This window comes from Pseudoalteromonas sp. 4NS20-0020, from assembly GCF_057554385.1.
In genome coordinates this window covers 720168-732205 of the sequence record NZ_BAAJMI010000001.1, presented here as the reverse complement: position 1 = coordinate 732205, position 12038 = coordinate 720168, and the positions used below count along the sequence as shown (strand labels likewise).

Sequence of the window (12038 nt, the reverse complement as noted above, 5' to 3'; positions counted from 1 at the left end):
AACAGACCCTAGCTAAACCGCAGCTTTTTAATTTAATTAATAATTTGATGAGCGCTACTTTTCAGCACGCCCCATAAATTTGTTTTCAACCGTATTGATACGAATGCGATCGCCCGTTGAAATATGCTCAGGAACAGATATATTCAAACCAGTAGACATGCGTGCTGGTTTTGAACGAGCACTGGCTGAAGCGCCCTTAATAGATGGATCAGTTTCTTCTACAACAAGCTCAACGCTTGAAGGTAAATCAAGCCCTACTGGCGCTCCATCAATGACAATAACGTGCACCCCTTGGGTTTCTTCATTGATAAACAAAATTTCTTCGCTAATGGCATCTTTATTCAAGTTATACGGCGTGTAGTCTTCGCTATCCATAAACACGTATTCGTCGCCATCTATGTACGACAGCATAGCCTCACGACGAATTAAGTCAGCAAGCGTTAGCATATCGCTGTCTTTAAACGTTTCATCAACCTTGCCACCGGTTACTACATCGTATAAACGCATACGGTATAAGCTTCCACCAGCACGGCCTTGAGGAACCGAGCGCACAATATCTTTTACTACTAATACACGACCATTAAACTCAATAGCTGTGCCTTTTTTTACTTCACTCGCCTTTGGCATGTGTAAATCCTATTATTTTTTGATTGCCAGAAACATACCATGAACTGAACTTTGTTCAACAATAAAGTGAGCTAAAACGGCTTATACCTTGTATTGACTTGTAAAATCTATATTTATACTAAAATACATATAATCAATTCATTAAAAAACTGCTATGGTGTATCTACCTAGTATGACTTCAAGGAATGGATCATGGATCAAATAAAAGTACATGAGTATTTAATCAAAAAGCCGCTTGTGTTGGTTACAAAACCATTTGCTCAAGAGGTTGATGTCTATAAAGTGAATCATAAAATGTTCGCCACGCTTGCTGTTGGTAACGATGGTGAAACAAACGAAAACGGTGAAGTAATTTGGTGGCTTAATTTAAAGTGCGATCCCGACGAGGCACTTTCGTTACGCGATATTTTCCCCGCGGTTATCCCCGGCTATCATATGAATAAGCGTTTATGGAATACGGTTATTTTAGACGGCTCAATCCCCCAAGGTGAAATTGAACGCATGATTGATAATTCGTTTAATTTAGTCGTGGAAAACATGCCTGAAAAAGACCGTAACATGATAGCGCAACATTTAAATGCTGATTAAGCTACTTATAAGCCTGTTACTTGGCCTAGTTAGGACACAAAAAAACCGCATATAAATGCGGTTTTTTAATACGTGTTAAACGTTATTTAGTGTCATCTTTAGCAACGTCTGATTGCTCTTCAGGCACAACGTCTGCTTCTTGCTCTGATGTTTCTAGCTTTACTACTTCAGCAACGGTTTCGTCTTGTGTTGGCTTTTCGCCATAAAACGTTTCACCTGACTCAGCCATTGATACTAACGACTCACAGGGTGCAAATATAGCGTTGCTATTAGCAAGCGTAGACATATCCGAACTTACTTTGCTCGTACCGAATTTATCCATGTAGCTAAATGGACCACCTAGGAATGGCGGGAAGCCAATACCAAAAATAGCGCCAATATCACCATCACGTGGGCTTGCAATAATGCCCTCATCTAAACAACGCGCAGCTTCATTAAGCATTTGCGCTACACAACGCTGAGCAATTTCATTTTTGTTTAAACGTGAATTAGGCGTTACACCCAGCAACTCGTAAACTGACTCGTCAACTTTTTTGCCTTTTTTCTCGTAATCATAAAAACCACGACCCGTTTTACGGCCAAGGCGTTTTGAATCAATCATGCGTGAAAAGGCATCAGGTCCTTTAAAGCGCTCTCCCAATTCTTTTTCAAGGATAGGTGCGATCTTAGAGCCAATATCAATACCTACTTCGTCAAGTAATGCAAGCGGACCTACTGGGAAACCAAACTCTACAAGTGCTGCATCAATTTTTTCAATTGGCTCACCAGCAAGCATTAAGTTAGCCGCTTCATTTAAGTAAGGTGCAAGTATGCGGTTTACGTAAAAACCAGCCATATCTTTAACAACAATTGGCGTTTTACCCTGCTTACGCGCAAAATTAACAACACGTGCGATTGTCTCTTGAGACGTGCCTTCGTGCGGAATAATTTCAACCAGTGGCATTTTTTCTACCGGAGAGAAATAATGCAAGCCAATTACGTTTTCAGGACGTGTAGCATTTGCCGCAATCTGAGAAATAGGCAACGATGACGTATTACTCGCAAAAATTGTATTCTCTTGGCATTGCTGTTCTACGTCTACAACCATACCTTGCTTAAGTGCTAAGTCTTCAAATACCGCTTCAATAACTAAATCAATGTGTTTAAAGCCACTGTAGTCAGTTGTACCGGTGATACGGTTCATTGTTAACTGCATATCTGCTTTAGACATGATGCGGCGCTTAAGGCGCTTATCAAGAATTTTGTAGGTGTAGTTCATCGCATTGCTAATGCCTTGCTCTGCGACATCTTTAATACGAACAGGCACTTTCGCTTTTACAGCACTTACATGGGCAATACCAGCGCCCATCAGCCCGCCACCTAATACGGCAGTTTTAGTCACTGCTGGCGCGTCATCGTTGCGCCACTCTTTTTTCATTTCGGTGGTTGCAAAAAATAAACCACGAAGCGCTTTAGATTGCTCACTCATAACAAGCGTTGCAAACCCTTCTGCTTCGGTTTTATATGCTTTAAGCTCATCAAGCTCAACGCTCGCTCGTACTGCTTTTATAATAGCCAATGGCGCTGGGTAATGGCCGCCCGTTTTTTTCAGTACGTTTTCTTTTGCTTTTTTAAAGATAAAGTTACGACCAAATGGGTTTGACTCTAATAGCTTGCTTACTTTATCGAGCTTTGGCTCTTTAGCTTGAGGCTTTTTCTTAGCAGCAAACTCTTTTGCTACTTTTAAAAGTACGCTTTGCGGTACGCAATCATCTAAAACACCGGCTTTTTTTGCCTGCTTAGGACGAATTTGCTTACCAGTTAGCATCCATTCAAGTGCTTTTTGAATACCCACTATTTTAGTTAAACGCTGCGTACCACCGCCACCAGGTAATAAACCTAGTTGAACCTCAGGTAAGCCAATTTTAGTTAAATCGCTATCTGTACCAACACGGTAATCACACGCTAAAGCAAACTCTAAACCACCACCAAGCGCAGCGCCATGAATGGCACTTACTGTAGTGTATGGTAGTTTTTTCATATCAAAAAAAGCTTGATGACACAGCTCGCTAATAGCAAGTGCATCTTCACGTTTTTCTACGCTATCAAGCATTTTTACGTCAGCGCCCGCAATAAAGTTATCGCTTTTACCGCTGATAAAAACCATGCCTTTAACAGCATGTTCTTGTGCTTGCGTAAGTAAGGCTTTTAAATCGTCTGCAAACGAGTCACGCAGGGTATTCATTTTTTCACCCGGCACGTCAATCGTTACAACGGCAATTTTATTTTCGTCTACCGCTAAATTAAATACTGAATCTGTCATTACGCGCTCTCCAATACAAAGGCTGCACCTAAACCACCAGCAGCACATGCTGTTGTTAATGCTAAACCGCCACCACGACGTTTAAGCTCGTTTAAGCTTTGTGTAATTAAGCGAGCACCTGTTGCTGCAAATGGGTGACCATATGCAAGCGAGCCGCCATTCACGTTAAACTTATCCATGTTAATTTCGCCAATTGCTTTGCTACGACCTAGCTTTTCTTGCGCAAACTTATCTGAAGCAAACATCTTCATGTTCGCAAGGGCTTGCGATGCAAATGCCTCATGCATTTCAATTAAATCTAAATCAGCAAGGGTAATACCAGCTCTGTCTAATGCGATAGGTGTTGAATGCGCAGGACCCATTAACATGTCTTGCTCCACACCAATGGCAGAAAACGCAAAGCTACGTACGTAACCCAAAATTTCGTAACCAAGCGCGCGTGCTTTACTTTCGTTCATCATTAATACCGCAGCGGCACCATCTGTAAGTGGTGTTGCATTTGCGGCTGTAACCGAACCATGTTGACGGTCAAACACAGGCTTAAGTTTTGCGTAACCTTCAACTGTCGAATTTTTACGAATATTATTATCTTCTTCAATAAAGCTTTTGTATGGCGGTAAATGTGCCGTCATTACTTCATCTTTTAACTTGCCATCTGCCCATGCTTGGGTAGCAAGTGAATGTGAACGATGCGCTAATGCATCTTGGTCTTCACGGCTAATATTATGTGTTTTAGCCATTTGCTCAGCAGTTTGCCCCATTGAAAGGCCTGTTGAGTACTCTGCAACTGCAGGCGGTACTGGCATTAAATCTTTTAAGCGCAGCTTTGAAAAAATTTGTAAACGTTGCCCTAAAGTACGCGCTTTGTTTAAATCAACTAAGCTACCGGCCAATTTTTTACTTACGCCAATAGGTAATACAGATGACGAATCGGCACCACCGGCAATACCTACACTCACAGAGCCCGCCATAATAGACTCAGCCACGTTAGCAATTGCCTGAAAGCTGGTAGCACATGCACGTGACACAGAATAAGCATCAACACCAACTGGCATGCCTGTACCAAGTACAATTTCACGCGCAATATTTGGCGCTTCTGGCATTTGTACTACTTGACCAAATACAAGTTGATCGATTTCTGACTTATCGAAATTTAATCGCTCAAGCATTTCGTTAACCACTAATTTACCCATATCAAGTGCTGGTACGTGGTGGAATGCTGTTGCTTGTTTTGCAAACGGTGTACGAAGGCCACTTACAATGGCAATACGATCACCCTTTGGTGTTTTTAGTATGTTTTGCTCAGACATTTATGCTCTCCCGCTGACAGGTCTGACCTGTTTGTTTTCCTCGATTCTAAACAACCCGTGTGCTAAAGCCAATAGATAAACTGAAATTTATACAAAGTAGTCATGTTTACATATCACACAATAGGCTTTTTTAAACGCATTTACAAAGATTTGTGGTACGCTAAAAACCGTTAAAAAATAACGAACTATTTTAAAAAATACAGTCTAACTCTTGAGTTACCCTATTATAAACCTTATAAATAGGTCAGTATTTGCAACCTAACCCATTTAGGTACTAACCCAGCTGACGAGGACAGTCCACTTATTATGGCAGCTAACGCATTTTCACAATTAAAAACGTACTTAGATACACAAATCATTGGCCAGCCAGAGCTTACTCAAGCACTACTTATTGCTATTTTAGCTGACGGCCACTTATTAGTTGAAGGCCCACCAGGGCTTGCAAAAACACGCGCTGTAAATGCGCTTGCAAAAGGGATTGAAGGTTCGTTTCAACGTGTCCAGTTTACACCCGATTTATTACCGGCCGATGTAACTGGCACCGATATTTACCGCCAACAAACAAGCGAGTTTGTGTTTGAGAAAGGCCCTTTATTTCATAACCTTATTTTGGCTGATGAAATTAACCGTGCCCCTGCAAAAGTACAGTCAGCATTACTAGAGGCCATGGCTGAGCGCCAAGTAACGGTAGGAAAAAACACCTATCCGCTTAGCGATTTATTTTTAGTAATGGCCACTCAAAATCCGCTAGAGCAAGAAGGCACCTACCCGCTGCCAGAAGCACAGCTTGACCGCTTTTTACTGCATTTAAGTATTGGTTACCCGGGCGCCGAGCACGAGCTAGACATTTTACGCCTAACGCGCGGTGAAGCATTAAAAGAGCAACAAGCTGTTTTACAAAAAATTAGCCAAAGCGATTTATTTGCTGCCCGCCAAGCAATTTTAGGTTTGTACTTAGCCGAGCCTCTTGAGCAGTATTTGGTTCAACTTATTATTGCTACGCGAGAAGGCGCGCAATTAGATGAACAACTAGGCCGCTGGATTGAATTTGGCGCCAGCCCTCGTGCCACTATCGCGCTCGATAAATGTGCACGTGCTCATGCATGGTTACAGGGCCGCGACTTTGTAGCCCCTGACGACATAAAAGCGGTTGTTCATAATGTACTACGCCATCGCATTATTTTGAGCTACGAAGCCCAAGCCGATGGTATTACAAAAGATCAAGTAATTAGCCGAATTGTAGAACTGGTAGCTGTACCTTAATTTATGCATAAACAATTAGACCCTCAGGCATGGCTGAAACAAAGCCATAGCCACGGTGTTAATTTAGCACTAAAAGAGCTGATGTATTACAAAGCCAAAGCGCAACTGCTTGAGCTTGCTCCTAAGGTTAAAATTAAAAATACTTTAGCAGGGCAATATCTTGCACCGCATAAAGGCCGTGGTATGGAATTTGCCGAAGTTCGCCATTACCAGCAAGGTGACGACATTCGTTCAATTGACTGGCGAGTTACAGCGCGGACAGGCGAAACCCATACAAAACTTTTTCAAGAAGAAAAAGAACGCCCTGTTTTTGTATTTACCGATTTTTCAAACTCGATGTTATTTGGCTCAAAGCTCCTGCTTAAGTCAGTGCAAGCTGCGCACATTAGTGCTTTAGTTGCATGGTCTGCCTGCCAGCGTGGCGACAGAATTGGCGGCATTGTATTTAATCAACACGCTCATTTAGAGCTCAAACCCAGCGCGCGAGAAAAAGCCGTATTAAAGCTTTCTCACAATTTATGTGCTAACCACCAGCAAGCCCTTGGGGGAATAGATGCAAAAGCCCACAATAACTTTAGTGATAACCTAAAGCGCCTTAATCATTTGGCAAAGCCGGGGAGCTTAGTGTATTTGGTATCAGATTTTAGTTCTCTTGACGATGCAAGCTTCAAACAGCTTGAAATACTTAGCCGCCATTGTGAGCTTATTGGGTGTCATATTAGCGACCCATTTGAACATCAATTACCGGCTTATAAAAATACTGTAAGCGTTAGTACAAATGGCCAAGATATTGCTTTGCCACTAATGGATAATACCTTTAGAGCGCGCTTTGCTAAAAATGCTGAAGATACATTCAATAAGCGCCTTACTCGCTTAACTAAATCGGGTCTTAATTTAATATCGTTCAATGCAGCCGAACCACTTGAACTGCAGCTTGTGAGAAAATAAACCATGCAAACCAATCCACTCGATGGCCTGCACGATGTAATAGCACCTAACCAAGTTGATTGGTGGCCACTCGCCCCTGCTTGGTGGGTTATTATTACTCTACTTTGCATTGCGCTTTTAACCGGTGTGTATGCAATTTATAAAGCGTACCAATTTAAAAAAGCAAAACGTTATGCCGTATCATTAAGCCAACAAGAGCAATACCCTCAGCATTTACATATTATTTTAAAACGCCTGGTCGTTGAATATTACGGTAAGCACCTTGCCACACAACCTACAAAGCAGTGGTGTGAAACGCTTAATACACTCAGTGGACTCACGTTTACTGAGCAAGAAATTTTAAGCTTATACAGTAGCGAAAATAACAATGTCGATTTAAGTAAAAAATTTCGACAAGCAATCAAAAACTTTAAAGTAAAGGAGCCGCTATATGTTTGAATTTAGTTGGCCATGGCTTTTTTTGCTCCTTCCGTTACCTTTACTGCTTTTATTACTAAAGCCAGCAGCAAGTAGTAACAATACTCGCTTACGAATTCCGGGGTTTGCTCAGCACAGCTTGAGTAATCAAAGTATTGAACCTCGATCACGTCGTTTATCGTTATTTGAATGGCTACTTTGGTTATTACTTGTCAGCGCAGCTGCTAACCCCACGTGGTTAGACGAGCCTATTTTGTTGCCAAATGAAGGCCGAGATATCATGCTTGCGGTGGATTTATCTGGCTCCATGACCGAACAGGATATGGCCTACAATGGTCAATATGTTGACCGCTTAACAATGGTAAAAGCAGTACTTAGCGACTTTATAGAACAACGCACTGGCGACAGACTTGGACTTATTTTGTTTGGCGATACGGCGTTTTTACAAACACCTTTAACGCGCGATTTAAAAACGGTAACTAAAATGCTTAACGAAGCACAAATAGGTTTAGTTGGACGCGCGACAGCTATTGGCGACGCACTTGGCTTATCAGTGAAACGTTTTGCTAGTAAAGACGACAGTAACCGAATCGTTGTGCTATTAACCGACGGTCAAAATACCGCGGGTAACTTAAACCCTGACGACGCATTATTACTCGCCCGCGAAGAGGGCATTAAAGTCTATACCATAGGTGTCGGCTCTGATAACCCACGTGGCTTTAGCCTATTTAATATGGGTGGCTCAGGCGGAAGTAATTTAGATGAGCGCCTACTAAAAAATATAGCTGACGATACCGGTGGCCTTTACTTTAGAGCCAAGGATGTAGCGGGCCTCAAACAGATTTACGCAGAGCTGGATAAGCTAGAGCCCATTAGTGCGGACGAAAAAACCTTTCGCCCACAAAGCTCATTATTTTATTACCCGCTACTTATTGCCATTTTACTAATTAGCTTAAACGTGATGCTAAGTACATTGCGCGCATTAAAGGAGCCAAACTAATGGATTTTGAATTTATTCGCCCTGCCATTTTATGGCTGCTTATACCTGCAATTGGCCTATTTTTTGTAGCGTTAATTAAGCACAAAAAAAACACAGACGTGCAATTAATTGCACCGCACTTAGCCCAATTTGTCATCAATGATACCAACACAAAAGCCAGCCAACCACTTTGGCTGATAGCTGTATTTTGCAGTTTAGGGGTTTTATTCAGTGCAGGCCCAAGCTTTGAAAAAAAACAGGTACCCGTTTTTCAAAGCAAAAGTGCTCGTGTCATCGTTATGGATATGTCTTATTCAATGTACAGCACCGACATTTTACCAAACAGGTTAACGCAAGCTCGTTTTAAATCCCTTGATATGATTGAGCTTTTTAAAGAAGGTGACACCGCGCTAGTTGCTTATGCTGGCACTGCGTATACCATATCGCCACTAACCAATGATGCCACAACACTCAGCAATTTAATTCCAAGCTTAAGCCCCGACATAATGCCCGACAAAGGCTCTAATGTTTTAGCTGGCCTCGATATGGCAAAAGAGCTATTAAATCAGGCAGGTTATATTGATGGCGATATTATTTTAATAACCGATGGTATAGAACAAGAAGAACAAAGCGATGTAACAAGCTTTATAAATAACACAACATTTAGACTCAACATTTATGGTGTAGGGTCAGAGCAAGGTGCGCCTATAAAGTTACCTGAAGGTGGTTTTTTAAAAGACCGGTACGGTCAAATTGTCATCCCTACTATAAATATTTCACAACTAAAAAGCTTAGCAACGCGCAGTGGCGGGAAATTTGCGCGCTATCAACCAAGTAATAGCGACATAAATACGTTTTCGCCAATGGCTAATAGTGAGTTATTAAAAGATGAAACACAAAGCCAAGCACTGTGGCGCATTGACGCCGGTATTTACGGGCTTTTGCTCTTGTTACCATTTGGTTTGTATTTATTCAGGCGCTCTGCCTTCTTAGGCGCGGCTTTGTTGCTTACCTTTTTACCTCAGCAAAACGCGTATGCATTGGAGCTCCCTACACTATTAAAAAATACAGACCAACGGGCTCTCACCGCCTATAAAAATGAAGAATACGACAAAGCCGCTAACGCGAAGTCAAACCAATTAAAAGGCGCAGCGCTTTACAAACAAGGCAATTATAACGCCGCTTTAGATGCATTTGGTCAAGATAAGTCCGCCACAGGTTACTATAACTATGGCAATGCACTTGCCAAAGCGGGCAAACTTGAAGAAGCCATAAACGCCTATAAGCAAGCTCAAACGCTGCAAAGTGATTTTAGTCAAGCCTCAGATAACCAAGCCTTAGTTGAGCAGCTGTTGAATCAACAAGAACAGCAAAACCAGCAAGAACAAAGTGGTGATGAATCTCAAAATCAAGAAAACCAGCAACAAGGTGATAAAAACCAACAACCCAATAACGAACAATCTGGGCAAGAGCAAAAAAATAATGAGCAAAACGACTCAGCAAAAGGTGAAAGCCAAAGCCAGAGCGATGCGAGCGAAAAATCAGAGCAAGAATCTGAAGATCAGCAAGGGCAAACCAGTGAGCAATCAGAGGAGCAAAATAAACCTGATATGCAAGCACAGCCACACAGCGAACAAAGCGAAAATAAAAACGCTGAACAGTCTGACCAGCAACAGACCCAATCGCAAGCAATGAGTGAGCAACCCGTTAGCGACGAGCAAAAACAAAAAGCGCAACAACAGGCAATGCAAGCACAAGCCAGTGAGCTTACAAATGAAGAAAAAGAAAAAGCCCAGCAGCTTAATCAGTTACTCAGAAAAGTACCGGACGACCCGGCAATTTTACTACGGAATAAAATGCAACTCGAAGCCCAAAAAAGACAATATCAACGCCGCCCTACAGGAGTAGAAAAATCATGGTAATGCGATTATTTTGCTGTTTATTGCTACTATGCGCGATCCCCTCGTTCGCAGCGACAAAACTTCAGGCGAGCGTAGATAAAAACCCTGTTTTGGCGGGGGAGTTTTTTATGCTCAATATATCAGTAGACGATAACGTGAAAGGTGAACAACCCGATACGTCTGTACTGCTGAAAGATTTTGTAGTCGGCCCAACAAGTTTAAGTACGCGAACTAACATCATAAACGGTAGCATTAATAAACAAACTACATGGAGCGTTAAATTAATGACCCGCACCGAGGGGCAGTACACTATCCCCTCATTTACGGTAAGTGGATTAAGCTCGCAGCCAATTGATTTAACCGTGACAAAACGTGCCGCAAACGCTGACAATAATAACGACATTTTTGTAAAAACATCACTTTCTAGCAATTCACTCTATGTGCAAGAAGCAGGCGTTTACACACTAAAACTATACTTAGCTAAAGAGTTACTTGATGGCAGTTTAAGTACACCTAGCATGGAAGATGCACAGCTAACACAACTAGGTAAACAGACAGAAAGTTACGAATTAGTTGATGGTAAACGCTACCTAGTTATTACTCGAGAGTATTTGATTCAACCCCAAAAAAGTGGTCCTTATACTATTGCTGCCCCCGTATTTCAGGGCCGAGTGCAACAAAATTATCGCCAGTTAGAAGTGTCTGCAATTGGCGAAGACCAACAAATAGAAATTAAACCCATTCCCAGTGATTACAAAGGTGCATGGTTGCCCAGTGAGCTGGTGAACCTTGGTGAAGAATGGCAACCAAGTGATGACACCATTGAAGTCGGTACACCTATAACTCGTACAATTACACTTACAGCGCTTGGCGTCACCAAAGAGCAACTCCCAGATATAGAAATGCCAACAATAAATGGGATCCGTAGCTACCCTGATCAAAAAGAGAACAACAACGCAGTAAGAAATGGGCGTGTTGTTTCGCAACAAACTGCATCGTATGCATTATTGCCACAGACACCGGGCACTTACACCTTACCTGAAATTAAATTACCTTGGTTTAATACTAAAATTAACCGTATTAGTTTTGCCACGCTCCCAGCGCGTAAAATTACTGTAACGCCAAGCAGCACCGTTGTTAATACCCCTGTAAATACAGAGCAAAGTATTGATAATATACCCGTTGATGAAACTAAAGCTGACGCTGATACCTCAATCCAAATGCAAACTGCTCACAGCTACACGCCACTATGGCTTATTGCTGTTGCTGTACTGGGTTATATTTTATGGATTGGCACTGTAATTTTTTATTGGTTTACAAGTTCTAATATAAATACCATTGAAAAAGTGAAGCCTTTACCTACTCCACGCAGCCAGCCAAGTTTAAAAAAGCTGTTAAACATACAAAAAGCAGGTGATGTTAAGGCCTTTTACAATGAGCTAAATAATTACGCTGTACAAATAACCAAACAGGATACCGGCGCTATTGATGAGTTATGCCGACAGATTAATAACTCACAGTTGAGTACTGAGGTAATTAAATTACAAGCGCAATTGTATGGAAATAAAGCTACAAACAGTGACCTTGGTGCTATTATAAAAATACTTGAGAGTGAGCAAGCTCAAGCATCAAATTCGCAACAAACTGTATTAAAAGACCTTTATAGCTAAAATAAAGTTACGTATGAGTCTTTTTTCATTAAA

At 41.7% G+C, this 12038-nt stretch carries 10 protein-coding genes; 7 read left to right on the top strand and 3 right to left on the bottom strand.

The annotated features are described in order from the left end of the window. Positions 1 to 54: 54 nt before the first annotated feature. Positions 55 to 627, bottom strand: a complete 573-nt coding sequence (gene efpL / locus AC27JL_RS03370) for an elongation factor P-like protein EfpL (protein ID WP_006793345.1) — start codon at positions 625 to 627, stop codon at positions 55 to 57. Positions 628 to 819: 192 nt separating this feature from the next. On the opposite strand from efpL, the gene AC27JL_RS03365 reads away from it, so the two are divergent. Then, positions 820 to 1215 (top strand): MmcQ/YjbR family DNA-binding protein, encoded by a 396-nt coding sequence (locus AC27JL_RS03365; protein WP_006793344.1) that lies wholly within the window; start codon positions 820 to 822, stop codon positions 1213 to 1215. An 82-nt stretch (positions 1216 to 1297) separates the two neighbouring features. Here the strand turns inward: AC27JL_RS03365 and fadJ are convergent, their stop codons facing one another. Beyond that, entirely contained in the window at positions 1298 to 3517 is a 2220-nt protein-coding gene (gene fadJ, locus AC27JL_RS03360) for a fatty acid oxidation complex subunit alpha FadJ (protein WP_487194800.1), read from the bottom strand. Beyond that, positions 3517 to 4827 carry an acetyl-CoA C-acyltransferase FadI gene (gene fadI / locus AC27JL_RS03355; protein ID WP_006793342.1) on the bottom strand — a complete coding sequence of 437 codons (1311 nt, stop codon included), beginning with the start codon at positions 4825 to 4827 and terminating at the stop codon, positions 3517 to 3519. The genes fadJ and fadI overlap by 1 nt, the downstream gene beginning before the upstream one ends. Before the next feature lie 306 nt (positions 4828 to 5133). Here fadI and AC27JL_RS03350 point away from each other — a divergent pair, with 306 nt between their 5' ends. Genes AC27JL_RS03350 through AC27JL_RS03325 form a run of 6 tightly spaced genes read left to right on the top strand, consistent with a single transcriptional unit; the run spans position 5134 to position 12005 of the window. Then, entirely contained in the window at positions 5134 to 6090 is a 957-nt protein-coding gene (locus tag AC27JL_RS03350; protein ID WP_487194799.1) for an AAA family ATPase, read from the top strand. Positions 6091 to 6093: 3 nt separating this feature from the next. Continuing rightward, positions 6094 to 7038, top strand: coding sequence for a DUF58 domain-containing protein (locus tag AC27JL_RS03345; RefSeq protein ID WP_487194798.1), 945 nt, complete (start codon positions 6094 to 6096; stop codon positions 7036 to 7038). 3 nt (positions 7039 to 7041) lie between these two features. Continuing rightward, the gene (locus AC27JL_RS03340) at positions 7042 to 7476 is read left to right on the top strand and encodes a DUF4381 domain-containing protein (RefSeq protein ID WP_487194797.1); all 435 of its coding nucleotides are present in this window, start codon (positions 7042 to 7044) and stop codon (positions 7474 to 7476) included. Continuing rightward, entirely contained in the window at positions 7469 to 8455 is a 987-nt protein-coding gene (locus AC27JL_RS03335; protein WP_039036625.1) for a vWA domain-containing protein, read from the top strand. The genes AC27JL_RS03340 and AC27JL_RS03335 overlap by 8 nt, the downstream gene beginning before the upstream one ends. Next, the gene (locus AC27JL_RS03330; RefSeq protein ID WP_487194796.1) at positions 8455 to 10356 is read left to right on the top strand and encodes a vWA domain-containing protein; all 1902 of its coding nucleotides are present in this window, start codon (positions 8455 to 8457) and stop codon (positions 10354 to 10356) included. Before AC27JL_RS03335 ends, AC27JL_RS03330 begins: the two co-directional genes overlap by 1 nt. Further along, positions 10350 to 12005 carry a BatD family protein gene (locus AC27JL_RS03325; RefSeq protein ID WP_487194795.1) on the top strand — a complete coding sequence of 552 codons (1656 nt, stop codon included), beginning with the start codon at positions 10350 to 10352 and terminating at the stop codon, positions 12003 to 12005. The genes AC27JL_RS03330 and AC27JL_RS03325 overlap by 7 nt, the downstream gene beginning before the upstream one ends. The last annotated feature ends 33 nt before the right edge of the window (positions 12006 to 12038 follow it).